Origin of the sequence: Caballeronia sp. INDeC2, from assembly GCF_023631325.1 — a bacterium.
Lineage (GTDB): Bacteria > Pseudomonadota > Gammaproteobacteria > Burkholderiales > Burkholderiaceae > Caballeronia.
In genome coordinates, this window is the sequence record NZ_JALQDG010000004.1 from 23,834 (window position 1) to 45,611 (window position 21,778).

The 21,778-nt window shown below is 63.7% G+C and carries 14 protein-coding genes and 2 tRNA genes; 10 read left to right on the top strand and 6 right to left on the bottom strand.

What is annotated here, in order from left to right; all coding sequences use genetic code 11:
• Nucleotides 1-404: 404 nt before the first annotated feature.
• The 8 genes from tig (at nucleotide 405) to NCS28_RS06775 (ending at nucleotide 9,599) form a co-directional block, all read left to right on the top strand.
• A complete protein-coding gene (gene tig / locus NCS28_RS06740) occupies nucleotides 405-1,751 on the top strand; it encodes a trigger factor (RefSeq protein ID WP_250513090.1) in 1,347 nt (448 codons plus the stop codon).
• A gap of 139 nt (nucleotides 1,752-1,890) precedes the next feature.
• Nucleotides 1,891-2,544 carry an ATP-dependent Clp endopeptidase proteolytic subunit ClpP gene (gene clpP, locus NCS28_RS06745; RefSeq protein WP_008349755.1) on the top strand — a complete coding sequence of 218 codons (654 nt, stop codon included), beginning with the start codon at nucleotides 1,891-1,893 and terminating at the stop codon, nucleotides 2,542-2,544.
• A 176-nt stretch (nucleotides 2,545-2,720) separates the two neighbouring features.
• The gene (clpX, locus tag NCS28_RS06750; protein ID WP_250513091.1) at nucleotides 2,721-3,992 is read left to right on the top strand and encodes an ATP-dependent Clp protease ATP-binding subunit ClpX; all 1,272 of its coding nucleotides are present in this window, start codon (nucleotides 2,721-2,723) and stop codon (nucleotides 3,990-3,992) included.
• Between the two features lie 185 nt (nucleotides 3,993-4,177).
• Nucleotides 4,178-6,601 (top strand): endopeptidase La, encoded by a 2,424-nt coding sequence (gene lon, locus NCS28_RS06755; RefSeq protein WP_250513092.1) that lies wholly within the window; start codon nucleotides 4,178-4,180, stop codon nucleotides 6,599-6,601.
• Between the two features lie 217 nt (nucleotides 6,602-6,818).
• A complete protein-coding gene (locus NCS28_RS06760) occupies nucleotides 6,819-7,145 on the top strand; it encodes an HU family DNA-binding protein (protein WP_350029778.1) in 327 nt (108 codons plus the stop codon).
• Between the two features lie 76 nt (nucleotides 7,146-7,221).
• Nucleotides 7,222-7,297: transfer RNA gene (locus NCS28_RS06765), tRNA-Val, on the top strand.
• A 26-nt stretch (nucleotides 7,298-7,323) separates the two neighbouring features.
• Nucleotides 7,324-7,400 (top strand) — tRNA-Asp (locus NCS28_RS06770).
• Nucleotides 7,401-7,673: 273 nt separating this feature from the next.
• On the top strand, nucleotides 7,674-9,599 hold the full coding sequence (locus tag NCS28_RS06775; protein ID WP_250513094.1) for a SurA N-terminal domain-containing protein: 1,926 nt from the start codon (nucleotides 7,674-7,676) through the stop codon (nucleotides 9,597-9,599).
• Between the two features lie 97 nt (nucleotides 9,600-9,696).
• Here NCS28_RS06775 and NCS28_RS06780 read toward each other — a convergent pair whose 3' ends face one another.
• Both NCS28_RS06780 and NCS28_RS06785 read right to left on the bottom strand, forming a co-directional pair.
• Entirely contained in the window at nucleotides 9,697-10,038 is a 342-nt protein-coding gene (locus NCS28_RS06780; protein WP_250513095.1) for a hypothetical protein, read from the bottom strand.
• A gap of 126 nt (nucleotides 10,039-10,164) precedes the next feature.
• The gene (locus NCS28_RS06785; protein ID WP_284504782.1) at nucleotides 10,165-10,836 is read right to left on the bottom strand and encodes an arylesterase; all 672 of its coding nucleotides are present in this window, start codon (nucleotides 10,834-10,836) and stop codon (nucleotides 10,165-10,167) included.
• Between NCS28_RS06785 and NCS28_RS06790 the strand changes: the two genes are divergently transcribed.
• Nucleotides 10,835-11,536, top strand: coding sequence for an ABC transporter ATP-binding protein (locus NCS28_RS06790; RefSeq protein ID WP_250513096.1), 702 nt, complete (start codon nucleotides 10,835-10,837; stop codon nucleotides 11,534-11,536). The genes NCS28_RS06785 and NCS28_RS06790 overlap by 2 nt on opposite strands.
• Before the next feature lie 51 nt (nucleotides 11,537-11,587).
• Here the strand turns inward: NCS28_RS06790 and pgi are convergent, their stop codons facing one another.
• The 3 genes from pgi to NCS28_RS06805 form a co-directional block, all read right to left on the bottom strand.
• On the bottom strand, nucleotides 11,588-13,222 hold the full coding sequence (gene pgi / locus NCS28_RS06795) for a glucose-6-phosphate isomerase (RefSeq protein WP_250513097.1): 1,635 nt from the start codon (nucleotides 13,220-13,222) through the stop codon (nucleotides 11,588-11,590).
• 204 nt (nucleotides 13,223-13,426) lie between these two features.
• A complete protein-coding gene (locus NCS28_RS06800) occupies nucleotides 13,427-14,989 on the bottom strand; it encodes an NAD(P)H-hydrate dehydratase (RefSeq protein WP_250513098.1) in 1,563 nt (520 codons plus the stop codon).
• A 91-nt stretch (nucleotides 14,990-15,080) separates the two neighbouring features.
• Nucleotides 15,081-16,373: an FAD-dependent oxidoreductase gene (locus NCS28_RS06805; protein WP_250513099.1), complete on the bottom strand. Its 1,293-nt coding sequence runs from the start codon at nucleotides 16,371-16,373 to the stop codon at nucleotides 15,081-15,083.
• A gap of 462 nt (nucleotides 16,374-16,835) precedes the next feature.
• Here NCS28_RS06805 and purL point away from each other — a divergent pair, with 462 nt between their 5' ends.
• Complete coding sequence (gene purL, locus NCS28_RS06810) at nucleotides 16,836-20,873, top strand: phosphoribosylformylglycinamidine synthase (protein ID WP_250513100.1); 4,038 nt, start codon at nucleotides 16,836-16,838, stop codon at nucleotides 20,871-20,873.
• A 91-nt stretch (nucleotides 20,874-20,964) separates the two neighbouring features.
• Here purL and NCS28_RS06815 read toward each other — a convergent pair whose 3' ends face one another.
• Entirely contained in the window at nucleotides 20,965-21,747 is a 783-nt protein-coding gene (locus tag NCS28_RS06815) for a peptidylprolyl isomerase (protein ID WP_250513101.1), read from the bottom strand.
• Nucleotides 21,748-21,778 lie beyond the last annotated feature (31 nt).

Sequence of the window (21,778 nt, forward strand, 5' to 3'; positions counted from 1 at the left end):
GTGAATCATGCGCCGGCAAGCTTATCAGCGCGGCGCGCGACGCAAAATAGCGCCGTGCCGATAGCGGGAATTGTGCGCGTGGGAGCGCGCCCGCAAAACGCGGATTTACGCCGAAATCCACCCGGAAAACTGGCGTTTTAGTTGGCAAATCCGGCTGAAATGGCGCGTTGACGAATTCATCGCCGGGACCGCCCGGAATTGTTTGCTAAAATACTTGGCTCTGTTGACTGACACTGTGTCGGGCGACGTTCCGGCACTCCCGCAAGATGCGTTTTGCGCGCGTCTTTCGGTGCCAGGCGTCGATTACGGCCGGCTCACGCAGAGCTCGCATCCGGACCCGCGCCTTAAGAACCGCGGAAGAACCGAACACCGAATTTACGATTTACTCTAGGACGATTTCAGCCATGGCTAACGTAGTTGAGAACCTCGGCAAGCTCGAACGCCGCGTGACGATTTCCCTGCCGAAAGACACGGTGCAGAAGGAAGTGGATTCGCGCATCCGCCAGTTGGCCAAGAACGTGCGCATGCCGGGTTTCCGCCCGGGCAAGGTGCCGCTCAAGATGGTGACGCAGCAGTATGGCGGCCAGGTCGAAGCCGAAGTGCTGAGCGACAAGGTCGGCAAGGAATTCTTCGACGTCACGCGCGCCGAAAACCTGCGCGTCGCGGGCCAGCCGAGCTTCGCGCCGAAGTCGGAGGTCCCCGCCGACGCCTACGCGTTCGACGCGACCTTCGAGGTCTATCCGGAGGTGAAGCTGGGCGATGTGGCGAACGCTGAAATCGAACGCACGGTCACGACCATCTCCGAAACCGAAGTCGATCGCACGCTGGACATCCTGCGCAAGCAGCGCGTGCATTTCCACGCGCGCGGCGAGGCGGGCGAGCACGGTGACGGCGGCCCGAGCACGGCAGCGGCCGACGGCGACCGCGTGACGCTCGACTTCGTCGGCAAGATCGACGGTGTCGCATTCGAAGGCGGCAGCGCGGAAGACTTCGCGTTCGTACTGGGCGAAGGCCGCATGCTGCCCGAATTCGAGCAAGCCGCGACGGGCCTGAAGGCCGGCGAATCGCGCGAGTTCGATCTCAAGTTCCCCGAGGACTACCACGGCAAGGACGTGGCGGGCAAAACGGCTCAGTTCACGATCACCGTCAAGAAGATCGAGTGGCCGCATCTGCCGGAAATCAACGCGGATTTCGCCAAATCGCTCGGCATCGAAGACGGCGATCTCACGAAGATGCGCACCGAGATCAAGGACAATCTGGAGCGTGAAGCGAAGCGCCGCACGCAGCAGATCGTGAAGAACCAGGTCATGGACGCGCTCCTGAAGATCTCCGAGCTGGACGTGCCGAAGGCGCTGATCGAGCAGGATCAGCAGCGTCTCGTCGAAATGGCGCGCCAGGACCTGCAGCAGCGCGGCGTGCCGAACGCCGCCGATGCGCCGATTCCCGCTGAAATGTTCGCCGAGCAGGCCGAGCGCCGCGTGAAGCTGGGCCTCGTGTTGGCCGAACTGGTGAAGGCGAACGAACTGCAAGCGAAGCCCGAACAGATCCGCGCTGAAGTGGACGAATTCGCGAAGAGCTACGAAGACCCGAAGGAAGTCGTCCGCTGGTATTATTCGAACCAGCAGCGCCTCGCCGAGATGGAAGCGTACGTCGTGGAAAGCAACGTCGTCGATTTCGTCCTGGGCAAGGCCAAGGTGACCGACAAGGAAGTCAGCTTCGAGGAACTGGCCAGCGCAACGGCGCAAGCCTGACGCGTTAGGCAAGGGGCGTGCGGAGTCGTCGGACTGACGGCTCGCACGCCTTTTTTGCATTAAAGTTTGGGCGTTTGCATGCCGTTCTAGTGGATGTTCCTTTGTCGTTCAGTATCCCTATTCCGAACAAGGAAATTGCATGACCTTTCGCGCTGAATTGCTCGACACGTTGGCGTCCCACGCACCGCGGGACTTCGAAGCCCAGGCGCTCGGCCTCGTTCCGATGGTCGTGGAAACGAGCGGCCGCGGCGAGCGAGCCTACGACATTTATTCGCGTCTCCTGAAGGAGCGCGTGGTGTTTCTCGTCGGCGAGGTGAACGACCAGTCGGCGAACCTCGTCGTCGCGCAGCTCCTGTTTCTCGAAAGCGAGAACCCGGACAAGGACATCAGCCTGTACATCAACAGCCCTGGCGGCTCGGTTTCGGCCGGCATGGCGATCTACGACACGATGCAGTTCGTGAAGCCCGATGTCTCCACGCTGTGCATGGGTCTCGCCGCGAGCATGGGCGCGTTCCTGCTGGCGGCGGGCGCGAAGGGCAAGCGCGTCGCGCTGCCGAACGCGCGCGTGATGATTCATCAGCCGCTCGGCGGCGCGCGCGGTCAGGCATCGGACATCGAGATTCAGGCGCGGGAGATCCTGTACCTGAAGGAACGTTTGAATCAGTTGCTGTCGCATCACACGGGTCAGCCGGTCGAGCGCATCGCGCGCGACACGGATCGCGACAACTTCATGTCGGGCGACGACGCGCAAGCTTACGGCCTCGTCGACCAGGTGCTTCACAAGCGTCCCTGAAGGCGTCCGGAGCGGCGCCGTGCCGGCGCCCGGAGACGGACGCCGGCACGAAAGTGCGAAATCGCGCATGCGGCGCAACGCCAAAACGCGCTTCGTTCGACCTCGCGGGTGCGAATCTGCGTCGGCGAATCGAAGGGCGTATCATGTAACAAGAGTGTCCGGAGGCTTACACATTTATGGCGGACAAAAAAGGTTCCAGTAGCGAAAAGCTGCTGTATTGCTCGTTCTGCGGAAAAAGCCAGCATGAGGTGAAGAAGCTCATCGCTGGGCCGTCGGTGTTCATCTGCGATGAATGTATCGATCTGTGCAACGAGATCATTCGCGACGAAGCAGCCGGTGCGGCGGAGGAGGCCGGGCTGACGAAGTCCGACCTGCCGAGCCCGCAGGAAATCAGCGATATCCTCAATCAGTACGTCATCGGCCAGGAACGCGCGAAGAAAATTCTCGCGGTGGCCGTGTACAACCATTACAAGCGGCTCAAGCATCTCGACAAGAAAGACGAGATCGAGCTGTCGAAGAGCAACATCCTCTTGATCGGGCCGACCGGCTCGGGCAAGACGCTGCTCGCGCAGACGCTCGCACGCATGCTGAACGTGCCATTCGTGATCGCGGATGCAACCACGCTGACCGAAGCCGGTTATGTCGGCGAGGACGTCGAGAACATCATTCAGAAGCTGCTGCAGAACTGCAACTACGAAGTCGACAAGGCACAGCGCGGTATCGTCTATATCGACGAAATCGACAAGATCAGCCGCAAGTCGGATAACCCGTCCATCACGCGCGACGTGTCGGGCGAGGGCGTGCAGCAAGCATTGCTGAAGCTGGTCGAAGGCACGATGGCGTCGGTGCCTCCGCAAGGCGGACGCAAGCACCCGAATCAGGATTTCATCCAGGTCGACACGACCAACATCCTGTTCATCTGCGGCGGCGCGTTCGACGGGCTCGAAAAGGTCATCACGGATCGCACCGAGAAGACTGGTATCGGTTTCGGCGCGAGCGTGAAGAGCAAGCAGGATCGCGATGCCGGCGAAGTGCTGCGCGAAGTCGAGCCGGAAGATCTGATCAAGTTCGGTCTGATTCCGGAACTGATCGGCCGTCTGCCCGTCGTGGCGACGCTCGGCAAGCTCGACGAAGCCGCGCTCGTGAAGATCCTGATCGAGCCGAAGAACGCGCTCGTGAAGCAGTATCACAAGCTCTTCGCCATGGAACGCGTGGAGCTGGAAATCCGCCCGGCGGCGCTACAGGCCATCGCGCAGAAAGCGATTCGCCGCAAGACCGGCGCGCGCGGACTGCGTTCGATTCTGGAACAGGCGTTGCTCGACGTGATGTACGAACTGCCGACCATGAAGGGCGTTTCGAAGGTGATCGTCGACGACAATACGATCGACGGCGACGGCAAGCCGCTGCTCATCTACGAAGACGCACCGAAAGTAGCAGGATCGAACTGAAGCAGGCTGTGTGTCGGCGAAAGGCCGTTCATGGCGACGTGAACGGCCTTTTATTTTTTTGGTTTATCTTGTGGACGTTACTGACGCGATCTTTGACTAACGACTTTTCCCTTCCGATAAAGGCTTGCAATAGCTCTGAACGGCCTTACTTACGACTGAACTGATTCCATTAATGGGGAAATGAAATGTCAGGAACCCAACTCCTCCCGCAGGAACGCATTACGCTGCCGCTGCTCCCGCTGCGCGACGTAGTCGTTTTCCCGCATATGGTGATTCCGCTCTTCGTCGGGCGGCCCAAGTCGATCAAGGCCCTCGAAGCCGCGATGGAAGGCGGCAAGCACATCATGCTCGTCGCTCAGAAAACGGCGGCGAAAGACGAGCCGACCGAAAAGGACATGTACGAAGTAGGATGTGTCGCCAACATCCTGCAAATGCTGAAGCTGCCCGACGGCACCGTGAAAGTGCTCGTCGAAGGCCTGCAACGTGCCAAAACGCTCTCGATCGAAGAGCAGGAAACGCAATTCTCGTGCGACGTGATGCCGCTCGAGCCCGATCACGCCGACAGCGCTGAAACCGAAGCGCTGCGCCGCGCGATCGTTTCCCAGTTCGATCAATACGTGAAGCTCAACAAGAAGATTCCGCCGGAGATCCTGACGTCACTGTCGGGTATCGACGAAGCGGGTCGTCTTGCCGACACCATCGCCGCGCATTTGCCGCTCAAGCTCGATCAGAAGCAGCACATCCTCGAGATGTTCCCTGTCATCGAGCGTCTGGAGCATTTGCTCGCGCAGCTCGAAGCCGAGATCGACATTCTTCAGGTCGAGAAGCGCATTCGTGGCCGCGTGAAGCGCCAGATGGAAAAGAGCCAGCGCGAGTACTACCTGAACGAACAGGTAAAGGCCATCCAGAAGGAACTGGGCGAAGGCGAAGAAGGCGCGGATCTCGAAGAACTCGAGAAGCGCATTGCCGCCGCCCGCATGCCGAAGGAAGCCAAGAAGAAGGCCGATGCCGAGCTCAAGAAGCTGAAGCTCATGTCGCCGATGTCCGCGGAAGCGACCGTCGTGCGCAATTACATCGATACGCTGATCGGCTTGCCGTGGCGCAAGAAGAGCAAGGTCAACAACGACCTCTCGAACGCCGAACGCGTGCTGGACGAAGACCACTTCGGTCTCGAGAAAGTGAAGGAACGCATTCTCGAGTACCTCGCGGTTCAGCAACGCGTCGAAAAGGTGAAGGCGCCGATCCTGTGCCTCGTCGGGCCTCCGGGCGTCGGCAAGACCTCGCTCGGCCAGTCAATCGCGCGCGCGACGAACCGCAAGTTCGTGCGCATGGCGTTGGGCGGCGTGCATGACGAGTCCGAGATTCGCGGTCACCGTCGCACGTATATTGGCTCGATGCCCGGCAAGATCTTGCAAAGCCTGGCGAAGGTCGGCGTGCGCAATCCGCTCTTCCTGCTCGACGAAGTCGACAAGATGGGCATGGATTTCCGTGGCGATCCGGCCTCCGCGCTGCTCGAAGTGCTCGACCCGGAACAGAACCACACGTTCGCGGATCACTACATCGAAGTGGACTTCGACCTGTCGGACGTGATGTTCGTGGCGACGTCGAACTCGCTGAACATTCCGCCGCCGTTGCTCGACCGGATGGAAGTCATCCGCCTGTCGGGTTACACGGAAGACGAGAAGGTCAGCATCGCGACGCGTTACCTGCTGCCGAAGCAAAAGCGCAACAACGGCCTGAAGGACGGCGAGATCGATGTCACGGAACAAGCCATCCGCGACATCATTCGTTACTACACGCGTGAAGCGGGCGTGCGTTCGCTCGAACGTGAAGTGTCGAAGATCTGCCGCAAGGTCGTGAAGATGCTGCTGCTGAAGAAGGCCGAAGGCGCCGTGAAGGTCGACGGTTCCAATCTCGACACCTTCCTCGGTGTGCGCAAGTACGACTTCGGTCTGGCCGCGAAGGACAACCAGATCGGTCAGGTCACGGGTCTCGCATGGACGGAAGTCGGCGGCGATCTGCTGACGATCGAAGCAGCGGTGATGCCCGGCAAGGGCGGCGTGATCCGCACGGGTTCGCTCGGCGACGTGATGAAGGAATCCGTCGAAGCCGCGCGCTCGGTGGTGCGCTCGCGTTCGCGGCGTCTGGGCATCACGGACGAGTCGTTCGAGAAGAAGGACATCCACATCCACGTGCCCGAAGGCGCGACGCCGAAGGACGGTCCGTCCGCCGGTATCGCAATGACCACGGCGCTGGTATCGGTGCTGACGGGCATTCCGGTTCGCGCGGATGTCGCGATGACGGGCGAAATCACGCTGCGCGGCGAAGTGCTGCCGATCGGCGGGTTGAAGGAGAAGTTGCTGGCGGCGCATCGCGGCGGCATCAAGCTCGTGCTGATCCCCGAGGAAAACACGAAGGATCTGGCCGACATCCCCGACAACGTGAAGAACGCCATCGAGATCGTGCCGGTTCGGTGGATCGATCGCGTGCTGGAACTGGCGCTCGAACGTACACCCGAGTCGTTGCCTGAGGAAGAAGCGAAGGCGACGCCGGTCGCGGCCGAGCAGCAAAAGGACGCGCCCGCATCGGGCGAGGTCGTGAAGCACTGAGCGACTCTCGCGACACGGTTTCATCGCCGTGTTGCGTGATCGAAGCTAAAACCCGCGGGTGTATGCCCGCGGGTTTTTCTTTTGGCGCGCGGCTTTTCCGAAGAGGTCTTCTAAACTGCCTCGAACCCGCGCCGAGTAAGGCTCAACCCCCGTTGACACGGCGCTTTCGGCTAAGTTAAATGGGCGCCGCATCCAATCAAATCGAGATGCCATTCGCATCGATGCTGGACCAGATCGATTACAACGTGCCAATACTGATTCGGGGATCACAATGAACAAGACGGAACTGATCGACCATATCGCGCAGCAAGCCGATATCTCCAAGGCCGCGGCCGGCCGTGCGCTCGAAGCGGTGATCGGCGGCGTCAGCGCGACGCTGCAGAAGGGCGGCACCGTGACGCTCGTCGGCTTCGGCACGTTCGCCGTGGGCAAGCGCATCGCGCGCACGGGCCGCAATCCGCGCACAGGCGATGAGATCAAGATCAAGGCCGCGAAAGTCCCGAAATTTCGCCCTGGCAAAGCGCTGAAGGATGCGCTAAACTAGCGGACTCGCTGGATGCGGCGCTTCTCGAACGGAGCGGCGCTTTTAGCGAAGCGCAAACCGAGTGAATTTGCGGACCGGGTGCTTAGCTCAGTTGGTAGAGCGGCGCCCTTACAAGGCGTAGGTCGGGAGTTCGAGCCTCTCAGCACCCACCAGGTCTCAGTTCATTGCGCGCTACCCAGGAGCGGTAGTTCAGTTGGTTAGAATACCGGCCTGTCACGCCGGGGGTCGCGGGTTCGAGTCCCGTCCGCTCCGCCAGAATCAAATGTGAAAGTCCCGCAAGCTGCGAAGCTTGCGGGACTTTTTGTTTTCGCGCTCGCTTGTGGTGTCGTTAAGAATGCTAACGATCGTCCCCGCGGTGGGTGCCGCCTGATTTGCTGCGCAACGCAATTTCGAGCCGTGACACCTTCCATTACGGAAAATCGGCGCGACTATTTCGCCTCCGGCAACGCAAATCCCGCCCGCCTTTCGCCTTTTCCCCGTCCACTGTTGTAATATCGAGCGTTTTGTTATAACCACGCAGCGTTACGCATGCTCGACTTTTTCCGTAATCACCAGCGCCTGATGATGGCCCTGCTGATCCTGATCATCGTGCCGGGTCTCGGCATGGTCGGGATTCAGGGCTTCAGCAACTATTTCGACGAGAGCTCCTACGTCGCCAGCGTGAATGGCCACAAGATCACGCGCGCCGAGTTCGACAGCGCCTTCCGCCAGCAAGTGGACCGCGCCCGCTCGATGCTCGGCGCGCAGTTCGACGCCAAGATGTTCGACACGCCCGAGGCACGCGCCGCGATGGTCGACAGCCTCGTGCAGCAACGCGCGATGGCCGACGAAACGCAGCGCCTGCATCTGACCGCGTCGGACGACGCCGTGCGCCGCGCGCTGCTGTCCGATCCGGTGATCTCGTCGCTGAAGAAGCCCGATGGCAGCATCGACCTCGATCGCTACAAGCAGCTGCTCGCAATGCAGGGCATGACGCCCGCGCAATACGACGAGCGCATGCGCTACACGATCGCAACCGAGCAGATTCCGGGCAGCATCCAGGCGACGTCGTTCACGTCGAAGTCGCTCGCACAGAGCCTGACGGAACTCGCGGAGCAGAAGCGCTCCGTGCAGGGTTTGTCGCTGCGCACCGCCGACTACTCCGCGAAGGCCCAGCCGACCGACGCGCAGCTCACGGCTTACTACGACGCGCATCGCAACGACTTCGCGACGCCCGAGACGGCTACGATCCAGTATCTGCTGCTGTCGCCGTCGACGGTCGCGGCGGCATCGAAGCCGGGCGACGCGGATCTCAAGAAGTATTACGACGACAACATCCAGCGCTATCGCACGGAAGCGGAAGTGCGCGCGAGCCACATTCTCGTAAACGCGCCGAAGGATGCGAGTGCGGCCGACAAGGCGAAGGCGAAGCAGAAAGCGGAAGAACTGCTCGCCCAAGTGAAGGCGCACCCCGACCAGTTTGCGCAGATCGCGCAGAAGAACTCGGACGACCCCGGCTCGGCGAGCAAGGGCGGCGATCTCGGCTATTTCGCGCATGGCCAGATCGCGGGCGGCAAGGCTTTCGACGACGCCGCGTTCGGCCTAAAGAAGGGCGAGGTGAGCAATATCGTCGAGTCGGACTTCGGTTATCACATCATCCAGGCGACGGACGTGAAGCCGTCGGTCACGAAGCCGTTCGATGAAGTGAAGGACGCGCTCGCGAAGGACTATGCAGCCCAGCAAGGTACGAAGGGCTTCGCGGAAGACGCGCAAGGCTTCACCGACCTCGTCTACGAGAAGGCGAAGACGCTTCAACCCGCCGCGGACAAGTACAAGCTGACAATCCAGACGGCAACGATCGGCCCGAAGCCGAATCCGCAGTTGCCGCAGGACAATCCGCTCAACAATCCGAAGTTCCTCGCGGCCGTCTTCGCGCCGGACGCGGTGAAGGACCGCAACAACACGCAAGCCATCGACGTCGGCAACAACACGCTGATCGCCGCGCGCGTCACCGACTACAAGGCCTCGTCCGTTCCGGCGTTCGATGCGGTGAAGGACGACGTGCGCAAGAAGGTCGTCGCGGAAATGGCCGCTGCAATGGCGAAGAAGGAAGGCGAAGCGAAGCTCGCGGACCTGCAGAAGTCGAAATCGGCGGATGGCTTCACGTCGCCGGTCACGGTTTCGCGTAACGACGCGCAGGGCTTGCCGCCCGCCGCATTGAGCGCGATCTTCAAGGTGGATGCATCGAAGCTGCCGTCTTATGTCGGCGTGGATCTCGGCGCGGAGGGCTACGCGATCTATCGCGTGAACAGTATCGACAAGGCCGCGCCGGTCGCCGCCGATCGTCTCGCGGGCGCGCAGCAGCAAGTCGCGCAGGTCTATGCGCAGGCCGACATGGAGGCGTACATCAACGCATTGAAGGCGCGCTCGAAGGTCAAGCTGAGCCAGGCGCCGCCGCCGTCGTCGTCGAACTGATCGATGTCGGCGTCATGAAAAAAGCCCCGCTTCCGAAAGGATGCGGGGCTTTTGTTTGGCTGCGCCGGCGTAGGGCGCGCAAGCGTGCGAGCTTCGTTTACAGGCAAGCCTGGATATCGCCGGTCGCCTGGCTGCCGGCAGCACCCGAAGCGCGGAAACCGACCCACGTACCCGGACCCGACCATGCCGGACGCACGACGGCCGCCGCGCCGTTCGGCGGTTGCTGGCCGGGAACGTAGACGTCGACGGCCTGATCGTTCGCGAGCGTGTCCTGCGAGACGACTTGCTGTTGCGACGAGTCGGCCCACTTCTGGGCGACGCATTGCGCAACGACCTTCGGCGCCTTCTGGCTCGTGCCGACTTGCTGCACGCCGGCGGGCGGCTGAGCGGCACAGGCCGAGATCGCAACGGTCAGGGCGAGAAGAGGGATAAATTTCACGTGACCTCCTTGTAGAGTCGCTCATCAAACGAGCGGAGTTATAAGAGTTACGCGAAAGTCTCAGAGATCTGAATCTTGGCCGTGCTCCGCGTCGGTTGCTGAAAGCTGTTGCGTCCGGCGTCTTTGTTAGTGCGACGCACTGGCGCCCAGCAAGGGTTTCAAGGTTGGCCAGACGTTATCCAATAGCAAAGGCTGGGCCTGCACCGTCGGATGGATCTGGTCGGCCTGGAACAGGGCGGGCTTATCGGCGATGCCGGCAAGCAGAAAAGGCACGAGGGGCACGTTCTTGTCCTTCGCAATACGCTCGTAGACGGCGTGGAACTTTTGCGTGTAGTCGGGGCCGTAATTGGGCGGAACGTACATACCGATGAGTAAAACCTTCGCATGCGCGGCCTGCGATGCATCGACGATGCCGCGCAGATTCGTTTCCGTCGTCGCGAGCGGTACGCCACGCAGCGCGTCGTTCGCGCCGAGCTCGACGATCACGACAGCGGGCTTGATGCGCGAGAGCACCGCGGTCAGGCGCGCGCGCCCGCCGCTCGTGGTGTCGCCGCTGATGCTCGAATTGGCGACGCTATAATCCAAACGCTCCTTCGCCAGCTTGTCGCGCAGCAGGTTGACCCAGCCGGTGTCGCGCGGCAGGCCGTATTCGGCCGACAGACTATCGCCGAGCACGACGATTGCGGGCTTCGGTTGCGAAGCCGCCTGCGCGTCTGCCGCGTGCGCGGTCGCACAACAGGCCGCCATCATCGCGATTGCGGGAACAAGGCCGCGCAAGTTCTTTTTCAAGGTGTCCATGCAAAACAATATCGAGCCGGTCATCGAAGTTCGGGGATTAAGCAAGCGAGTGAAGGACGCAACGGGCGAGCTCACGATTCTCGATCGAATCGATCTGTCGATCGCGAAGGGTAGCAGCGTTGCGATTGTCGGGGCATCGGGCTCGGGCAAGTCGACATTGCTCGGCTTGCTCGCCGGATTGGACAGCGCGAGCGAGGGCTCGGTTCGTCTGCTCGGCGAGGAGTTGTCGACGTTGAACGAAGACGAGCGCGCCGCGCTTCGAAGCGGCGCTGTCGGCTTCGTGTTCCAGTCGTTCCAGTTGATGCCGCATCTGACCGCGCTCGAAAACGTGATGCTGCCGCTCGAATTGCGCGCAGAGACGCCGCACAGCGAGATCGCCGCGCGCGCCCGGGCGCTCCTCGGTCAGGTCGGGCTGTCGCAACGCACCGGCCATTATCCGAAGCTGCTTTCCGGCGGCGAGCAGCAGCGCGTCGCGCTCGCGCGCGCGTTCGTCACGCATCCCGCCGTGCTCTTCGCCGACGAACCCACCGGCAGCCTCGATGCCGCGACCGGCTACGCCATCATCGATCTGATGTTCGAGATGAATCGGCGCAACGGCGCGACGCTCGTGCTCGTTACGCACGATCAGGAACTCGCCGAGCGTTGCGACGCCACGGTGACGATCGAAGCGGGGCGCCTCGTCAACGGTCTCGGCGTATAAAAAAACCCGCAACGCTGGAAACGTCGCGGGTCTTCGACGGCAACGCAAACGTCAGCGCTTCAACGCCTTGCGCGCACGCGCGATCAATGCCGACGTCGACGAGTCGTGCTTGGCCGGATCGACGCTCGCCGCGGTGATATCGGCCTCGACGACCTTGCCGAGAATCTTGCCGAGTTCCACGCCCCACTGATCGAACGAGTTGATGTCCCACACCGTGCCCTGCACGAGCACCTTGTGCTCGTAGAGCGCGATGAGCGCGCCGAGCGACTGCGGCGTGAGCGCATCGAGCATGATGGTCGTGGTCGGGCGGTTGCCGGGGAAGCTCAGATGCGTCGCCAGTTCTTCCTTGCCCGGGCCAGCCACCTTCTTCGCTTCTTCCAGCGTGCGGCCGAGCATCAGCGCCTCGCTCTGCGCAAAGCAGTTGGCAAGCAGCTTCGCGTGATGATCGACGAGCGGATGCTCCGGCGTCAGCACCGCGATGAAGTCGATCGGAATGATCGTCGGGCCCTGATGCAGCATCTGGAAGAACGCGTGCTGACCGTTCGTGCCCGGCTCGCCCCAGATCACCGCTGCCGTCGGATAGTCGACCATCTTGCCGTCGAGCCGCGCGGACTTGCCGTTGCTTTCCATCTCCAGTTGCTGAAGATAGGACGGCAGATAATGCAGCGCCTGCGAATACGGCGCGATCAGATCGCTCTGCGAGCCGAAGAAGTTGCGATACCAGATGCCGATCATGCCCATAAGCACGGGCAGGTTCTTGTCGAGCGGCGCGGTCCGGAAGTGCTCGTCCATCGCTGCCGCGCCTTGCAGAAGCGCATCGAAATTTTGCGGACCGACCGACAGCATGATCGAGAGACCGACCGCAGACCACAGCGAGTAACGGCCACCGACCCAGTCCCACATCTCGAAGACGTTTTCTTTCGCGATGCCGAACTTGACCACTTCGGCCGGATTCGCCGAGACGCCGACGAAATGCTTCGACAGTTGATCTTCAGGACAGCCGGACTTCAGGAACCAGTCGCGCATCGAATGCGCATTGGTCATCGTTTCGAGCGTCGTGAAGGTCTTGGAGACGACGATCGCGAGCGTCTCTTCGGCGTCGACTTGCTGAAGCACGTTCCAGAGATCGGCGCCGTCGACATTCGATACGAAGTGCGTGTCGAGATCCTTCGATGCGAGATGATGCAGCGCATGCACGACCATCTTCGGCCCGAGGTCCGAGCCGCCGATGCCGATGTTCACCACGTGACGGATGCGCTTGCCGCTATAGCCCTTCCATGAGCCGTCGCGCACGCGATCGGAGAAGGCGGCCATTTTGGCCTTTTCCTTCTGCACCTGCTCGTAGAAAGGCGCGTCGGGCGACTGGGCGCGCAACGCGGTATGCAGCACCGCGCGATGTTCGGTGATGTTGACGATATCGCCACGGAACATCGCGTCGCGGCGTTCGGTGACCTTGGCCTGCTGCGCGACTTCGACGAGCAGCTTGAGCGTCTCGTCCTTGACGCGGTTCTTGGAGAAGTCGATGGCGAGGCCGCCGCCTTCGAAGGTCAAGCGCTCGGCGCGCGTCGGCGCGGTGTCGTTCTGAGGCCCGAACCAGTCGCGCAGGCGCTCGCCGGAGATGGCATCGTAATGCGACTGGAGCGCGGACCAGGCAGGAAGCGAATTGAGCATCGAGTTTTGGGTCATGAGCGGTCCGTTAGTCTGAGAGTGACAGAGGAATACGTTCGTGCGATTGCGGCTCGGCTTGTCTATGCATCGTGTCTGGTGAACGCGACTGAAGCACAAGTGAGCGGCCGCGGTTGCCCGAATCAAAAAAGAGTATAGCGACGATGCATGAACGGATGCTTGCAAAGCGTCACCGGGGCTTCGCAAGCGAGCGCCGGGAAACCGTCAGCTTCGCGCGTGCGCCGCGTAAAAGCGGCGGTTGATGAGACCGCGCACGGCGGGCGCGAGTTCGCCCGCGGTCAGCCCGGCCGGGCCGATGCCGTCGTCGGTGAGCGTTTGCGCGGCGAGGCCATGCAGATAGACGCCCGCGAGCGCGGCCTCGTAAGCCGGCAGTTTCTGCGCGAGCAATGCTCCGATCAATCCGCCGAGCACGTCGCCGGTGCCGCCTGTCGCAAGGCCTGCGTTGCCGGTCGGATTCACGCTGACGCGTCCATCGGGAGACGCGATCACCGTGCCGGAGCCCTTGAGCACCGCGATTGCCGCATAGCGCGCGGCGAGCTGGCGCGCGGCGGCGATGCGGTCGGCCTGAACGGATTTGGCGTCGGTCTGCAGGAGACGCGCCGCTTCGAGCGGATGCGGCGTCAGGATGCACGGATCGCCCTGAGCGCCGCGCGCCGCGACGGCGGACGCGAGCGCGTCGTCTTTCGCGACAAGGTTGAGCGCGTCGGCATCGAGCAGCTTCGGGATGTCGAGCTCGAGCGCGTCGGTCAGCACGTTCTTCGCGTGCTCGCTCGTGCCCATGCCGCAGCCGATCGACAGCGCGTCCATCTTGTCGAGCCCGAAGCCGTCGGCGCGATGCAGCATCAGTTCAGGATGCGGCGGATCGTATGGCGGAAAGCCTTCGCCCAGAAACGCGACGTGCACCTTTCCCGCGCCGCCGTACAGCGCCATGCGCGCGGCCAGAATCGGCGCGCCGCACATGCCGGTGTCGCCGCCGATGACCGCGAGCGAGCCGAACGTGCCCTTGTTGGTCGCGTTGTCGCGCGGCGGCATGCACGCGGCGAAGAGCGCGGGCGCGTTGAGCGTGATCGACGGCGCGCTGCTCGAATCGACTTCCAGCGTCGATACGAAAAGCCGTCCCGTCAGATCGCGGCCTTGCGACGTGAAATGCCCCGGCTTCGCGCCGATGAACGTGATGGTGTCCGTCGCGCGCACGGCTTCGCCGCCGTTGACGGGCGCGCCAGTGTCGCTGTTCAGGCCGCTCGGGACATCGAGCGCGAGCACGCGGCCCGAAGCACCGCAACGGCGCGTCATGCGTGCGGCGATGTCCGCGAACACGCCTTCGAGCGGGCGGGTGAGACCGATGCCGAACATGCCGTCGACGAGCCAGCCGAAACCGTCGAACGATGCGGGCGGCCGTCCGTCGATCGGCACGCCCGCCGCGCGCGCCGATTCGAGCGCCCAGCGCGCGTCGTCGGGCTTGACCTCGACCGGCATGCACACGCGCACGCCGATGCCGGCGCGATGCAGTTGCTCGGCCGTCACGAGGGCGTCGCCGCCGTTGTTGCCGGGGCCGGCCACGAGCCACACCGACCGTGCGCGGGAATCGGGATCGTGCTCGAACAGGTCGATGAGGCATTGCGCGGCGGCCGCGCCCGCGCGCGCCATCAGCGTGTGCGGCGGCAGCGCGGCGGCTGCGCGCGCTTCGAGCGTGCGCAGCTCGGTGAGCGTCAGCAACGCGAGCGGATCGTCTTTGGGGCTGAAGTAGGGCGAGCGGGCTGCGGTCATGGCGGCGTGCGTAGGGGCGCGGTCGTTCAGGAACCCGGCGTCGCCCGCAGCAATCGTGCCAGTCGCTGCGGTGCGGCGGTCTGCCCGAACGCTAGAAGCGCTCGACGCTCAACGCCGCGAGCGTGTCGGCGGGAATGTCGGGTGTGACGCCGGAGACGAGGTCCGCGATCACTTTAGCAGAGCCGCAGGCGAGGCCCCATCCCGCCGGGCCGTGCGCCGCGTTGACGAAAAGCCGCGGATGACGCGTCGCGCCGACGACCGGCAGCCCGTCGGCGGTGATCAGTCGCAGGCCGTCCCACGCGCGCGCGGCGGACACCCGCGCGGCGCCCGGAATCCAGTCGTGCGTGCCTTGGCCGAGCAGATCGAGCGCGCGCCGGGAAAGTGTCGCGTCGAGCGGCTTGTCGGCCTTGGATGCGCTCTGAAACACGCCCGCGCCACCCACGCGCAGCCGCTGGTTCACACGCGTCATCGTGATGCGCTTGATCGAATCGACGACCGTCAGATGCGGCACGCGCTCCTCATACGCGACGGGCGCGGTCAGCGTGTGCACGCGCAGCGGAAAGAGCGACGACACCGACCCGATGCCGCCGATCAGCCCCGGCGTGCCGGTGCCCGCCGCGACGACGATCGCGTCGGCCGTGATCAGCTCGACGTCGGCGCTGCGCTTCCTGCCTTCGCTCGGATCGCCCAGCTCGACCGCGGCGCGCGCGTCGTCCAGACGCACCGACGCGACGCTCCGATGCATGCGAAACTGAACGCCGCCGTCTTCGAGCACCTGCTTCAGTTGCTTGGTGAAGAGCGGACAGTTCGCCGTGCGTTCCTCGGGCAGCAGCACGCCGCCCGCGAACTCGGGATGATCCGGCACCGAAGGCTCGACCGCGACGCATTCCTCCGGCGTCAGCAGCCGGTAGGGCACGCCGCAGCCCTTGAGCAGATCGATGGCCGGCTGCGCGTCGTCGAGTTCGCGCGGTTGGCGGAAAACGTGCAGGATGCCGCTGCGCTGTTCGAAGTCGAGTTCCAGGCGGCTTTCGATATCCGCCAGCATGCGCCGCGACAGAGCGACGAGCGGCTGCAGACGCGCGTATTGCGCCGCGAACGTTTCGGGATCGCGCAGCGTCGCGAGTCGCTTGACGAAATCGCGGGCGGCTGAGTCGAAGCCGGTCTTGACCACCAAGCCGCTTTGCTTCGAACGGCTCGACGCCATGAAGGTCGGCCCGAACCAGACATCGAGCGGCGAGGGCAAGAGCGCGCCGCCCTGGCCGTAAGTGGCGCCTTGCGCGACGGTCGCGTGGCGCTCGATCACGCAGACGCGATGGCCTGCCGCATGCAACTGACAGGCGGTGGCGATGCCGGCGATTCCTCCGCCGATGACGATGACATCCATGACTTTTTGTGCCCGAAGGCGCGAGATTGCAGTGCTGCGCGGCTTGACGCGCGGGAGCGAAGCGCCCGATGCCGCGCGCCTTGACGGTAAAACGACGGCCCGGCGGCGCGACTCGGCGTGCCGGACCCGAAGAAAGCGCGCCATGATAGCGCCAAAATCGTTTGCGGGGGACGGCAAGCCGCACGGTCATGCGGCGCTCGGCTCACGCCATCGCGCTCGGCCGGGAGCGCCGGGGCGATTTCGGGATGAGCGGCCGATCCAGCCCGCATCGCCGGGCTGCCGCCGCACGGCGTCCGGACGGACCGCCCGGGCCGATTTCAAGACGCTTCCGGGTTATAATCGCCGTCTTCCTTTCGCCTCACGCCGTTTTGCGCGCTCGAGTCCGAATTTGCGAATTTTTCGATTCGCAAAAATGCGAGCGTCGCGCGAGCGGCACACAGACGTCATCGACGCACCGTCACAATGGCCCACTTCTCGTGTTTCCCCGGCGCTTCGGCCCTCTCCGATTTTCGTCAGACCCGCCTTCTCGAAACGCTCGCCCGCATCGACGCGAATATCGTCGGCGTGCGCGGTCAGTTCCTGCATTTCGTCAACGCGTCCGAGCCGCTCACCGACGACGACAACAGCCGCATCGATGCGCTGATGCACTATGGCGCGCCGTTCGAGGCATCGAAGGAGCGCGGCCACGTCGAGACCTTCATGGTCGTGCCGCGCTTCGGCACGGTGTCGCCGTGGGCAAGCAAGGCGACCGACATCGCGCATCATTGCGGGCTCGAGAAAGTACGGCGCATCGAGCGCGGCGTCGAGTACTCGGTCATCATGAAAAGCGGCTTTCTCGGCGGCAAGAAGGCGCTGTCGGACGAAGCGCGCGCGGCCGTCGCGGATGCGCTGCACGACCGCATGACGGAAAGCGTCGCGGCATCGCGCGATCAGGCGCTGCATCTCTTCGATGAACTGCCCGCCAAGCCCTTGCAGACGGTCGATATCATCGGCGCGGGGCGCAAGGCGCTCGAAGCCGCGAACACCGAACTCGGCCTCGCGCTCGCGGAAGACGAGATCGACTATCTGGTGAACGCATTCGAAGCCCTGAAGCGCAATCCGACCGACGTCGAGTTGATGATGTTCGCGCAGGCCAATAGCGAACACTGCCGCCACAAGATCTTCAACGGCGAATGGACGATCGACGGCCAGAAGCAGGACATGTCGCTGTTTCAGATGATCCGCAATACGGAAAAGCTGAATCACGAAGGCACGATCGTCGCGTATTCGGACAACTCGGCGATCATGCAGGGCGGCATCGCGGAGCGCTGGTTCCCGCGCGGCGGCGACGAGCAGTATCAGCGTCATGTGGAACTGACGCACACGTTGATGAAGGTCGAGACGCACAATCACCCGACCGCAATTTCTCCGTTCGCGGGCGCGGCGACGGGCTCCGGCGGCGAAATCCGCGACGAAGGCGCGACGGGCCGCGGCGCGCGTCCGAAGGCGGGTCTTGCGGGCTTCACCGTGTCGAACCTCGATTTGCCCGGCGCGCGCGAAACGTGGGAAAACGATCGCGATGCCGCCGTGCCGCTCGCATCGCGCAATCCGGCCGACCAGAACGAGCCGTACGGCCGGCCCGACCGCATCGCGTCGCCGTTGCAGATCATGATCGACGGGCCGATCGGCGCCGCGGCCTTCAACAACGAATTCGGCCGTCCGAACCTCGGCGGCTACTTCCGCACCTACGAGCAGAACGTCGCGGGCCGCGTGCGCGGCTATCACAAGCCGATCATGATCGCGGGCGGCATCGGCAATATTTCGGATCAGCACACGCACAAGAACGACCTGCCGGCGGGCACGCTGCTGATCCAGATCGGCGGTCCGGGCATGCGCATCGGCATGGGCGGCGGCGCTGCGTCATCGATGGCGACCGGCGCGAATACCGCCCAGCTCGACTTCGACTCGGTCCAGCGCGGCAATCCGGAAATCCAGCGCCGCGCGCAGGAAGTCATCAACACCTGCTGGCAGATGGGCGAGGGCAATCCGATCCTGTCGATTCACGACGTCGGCGCGGGCGGCATCTCGAACGCCTTCCCGGAACTCGTCGATGGCGCGGGCAAGGGCGCGCGCTTCGAGTTGCGCAAGGTGCAGCTCGAAGAAAGCGGTCTGTCGCCGCGCGAAATCTGGTCGAACGAAGCGCAGGAGCGTTACGTCCTCGCGATTGCGCCCGCCGATCTGCCCGCGTTCCAGGCCATCTGCGAGCGTGAACGCTGCCCGGTGGCCGTCGTCGGCGTGGCGACCGAAGAGCGCCAGTTGAAGCTGATCGACGACGCGAACGAAGGGCAGCAACCCGTCGACATGCCGATGGACGTGCTGCTCGGCAAGCCGCCCAAGATGCATCGCGACGTGAAGCGCGAGAGTGCGCAGTTCACGCCCGTCGACGTGACCGGTCTACCGCTGTCGGCGGTCGCGATAGATGTGCTCAAGCATCCGACGGTCGGGAGCAAGTCGTTCCTCATCACCATCGGCGATCGCTCGGTGGGCGGCACGACCGCACGCGATCAATTTGTCGGCCCGTGGCAGGTGCCCGTCGCCGATTGCGCCATCACGACGATGGACTACGCGGGCTTTCGCGGCGAAGCGATGACGATGGCCGAACGCACGCCGCTCGCCGTCATCGACGCGCCCGCATCGGGACGCATGGCGGTCGGCGAAGCGGTGACGAACATCGCGTCCGCGCCGATCGAATCGCTGGGCAAGCTGAAGCTGTCGGCGAACTGGATGGCCGCGTGCGGCAGCGCCGGCGAAGACGCCGCGCTCTACGACACGGTGAAGGCGATCGGCATGGAGCTGTGCCCGGCGCTCGGCATCAGCATTCCGGTCGGCAAGGATTCGCTGTCGATGCGCACCAAGTGGCAGGACGCGCGCGGCGGCGCGCGCGAAGTGGTGTCGCCGGTGTCGCTCATCATCTCGGCGTTCGCGCCGGTGGAAGACGTACGCCGCCATCTGACGCCGCAACTCGTCGGCGATTCCAACACGGTGCTGATCGCGATCGATCTGGGCCGCGGCCGCAATCGCATGGGCGGCAGCATCCTCGCGCAGGTGACGCAGCAGGTCGGCGACGCGGTGCCCGACGTCGACGATCCCGAAGACCTCAAGCGCTTCTTCGCCGCGATCCAGGCGCTCAACGCCGAAGGCAAGCTGCTCGCCTATCACGACCGCTCCGATGGCGGCCTGTGGGCGACGGTCTGCGAAATGGCGTTCGCGGGTCACGTGGGCGTGTCGCTGAACGTCGACATGCTGACGCTCGACGCCGAACACGAATCCGATTACGGCGACGCGAAGGACTGGGCGAAGCAGACGAGCGGCCGCCGCGACGACCGCACGATCCGCGCGCTGTTCACGGAAGAACTCGGCGCGGTGGTGCAGGTGCGCGCATCGGACCGCGATGCGGTGTTGGGCGCGCTGCGCGAGCATGGCCTGTCGGCGTGCTCGCATGTGATCGGCAAGCCGAACGAAAGCGGCGCGATCGAGATTTATCGCGACGCAAAGAAGATTTTCGATGCGCCGCGCGTCGAGCTGCATCGCGCGTGGAGCGAGGTGAGCTGGCACATCGCGCGTCTGCGCGACAACCCGGCCTGTGCCGACGCCGAATACGATGCGCTGCTCGATGCGGCCGATCCCGGCCTTTCGCCCGTGCTGAGCTTCGACCCGGCCGAAGACGTCGCCGCGCCGTTCATCGCGACGGGAAAACGTCCGCGTGTCGCGATTCTGCGCGAGCAGGGCGTGAACTCGCATCTCGAAACGGCCTACGCATTCGACCGCGCCGGATTCGATGCGCACGACGTCCACATGAGCGACTTGCTCGAAGGCCGCGCGACGCTCGCCGATTTCGCGGGCGCGGTGGCGTGCGGCGGCTTCTCGTACGGCGACGTGCTGAGCGCGGGCGAGGGCTGGGCGAAAACGATCCGCTTCAATCAGCGTCTCGCCGATATGTTCGCCGCGTTTTTCGGCCGCGCCGACACCTTCGCGCTCGGCATCTGCAACGGCTGCCAGATGATGTCGAGTCTCGCGTCGATCATTCCGGGCGCGGAAAACTGGCCCAAGTTCACGCGCAACAAGTCGGAGCAGTTCGAGGCGCGCTTCTCGCTCGTCGAGATTCAGAACTCGCCGTCGATCTTCTTCGCCGGCATGGAAGGCTCGCGCATTCCGGTGGCGGTTGCGCACGGCGAAGGTTTCGCCGACTTCTCGCAGCAGGGCGATCAGGCGCAGGCGCTCGTCGCGATGCGCTACGTCGATCATCGTGGGAATGCGACGGAGCAATACCCGTTCAACCCGAACGGATCGCCGCAGGGCATCACGTCCGTGACGACGCCCGACGGCCGCTTCACCGTGCTGATGCCGCACATGGAGCGCGTGCATCGCAACGTGCAGATGAGCTGGACGCCCGACGACTGGACCACCGACGGCAGCCCGTGGCTGCGCGTGTTCCAGAACGCGCGACGCTTCCTCGGCTGATCGCGCACTGCTTCAGAAGCGACAAAGCCGCCCGAGGGCGGCTTTGTCATGGATCGCAAATGACGCGAACGGAACGATCGAGCAAGCGGGCTTACTTGATCACCGCCTTGCTTCTGAGACCTTCTTCGAACGCCTGCAGCTTTTCCTGCTGGATCTGCTGCGCGATCTGTGTCTTGACCTGATCGAGCGGCGGCGGGGCGACTTCACGCGAATCGTCCAGACGGATGACGTGCCATCCGAACTGCGTCTTCACCGGCGCCGGCGTCACTTCGCCCTTCTTCAGCTTTTCGGCGGCCGCGCTGAATTCCGGCACGTAAGCCGAAGGCGACGACCAGTCCAGATCGCCGCCGTTCTTGCCCGATCCCGGGTCTTTCGAATATTGCTTGGCGAGATCTTCGAAGCTCGCGCCGGCCTTGATCTTCGCGATCAGATCCTTCGCCTGCGCTTCGTCCGCGACGAGGATGTGATGCAGATGCAGTTCCTTGCCGCCGCCGTTCTGCTTGACGAGCTGGTCGTAGCGCGCCTTGATCTCGGCGTCGCTCGGCGTGTTCTTCTTCACGAAGTCTTCGATGAGCGCGCGCAGCACGACGGTCTGTTGCGCCACGGCGACCTGTGCCTTGACGTCGGGGCGCGTCGCGACGCCTTCACGCGCCGCTTCCTGCATCAGGATTTCGCGGTTGATGAGTTCCTCGCGCACGGCTTGCTGAAGCTGCGGCGAATCCTGCTGACCCTGCGCGACGAGCTGCTTCACGAGCGCATCGGCGCGCGACGTGGGAATCGGCGTGCCGTTGACGACGGCGACGTTTTGCGCAAAGGCGGGCGCAGCCGCGAACGCAGCCAGCAACACCCAGACGCGGGTTTTTTTCAAAGTCATCGGAGGTTCCTAACTGAACAAACAGACGCCT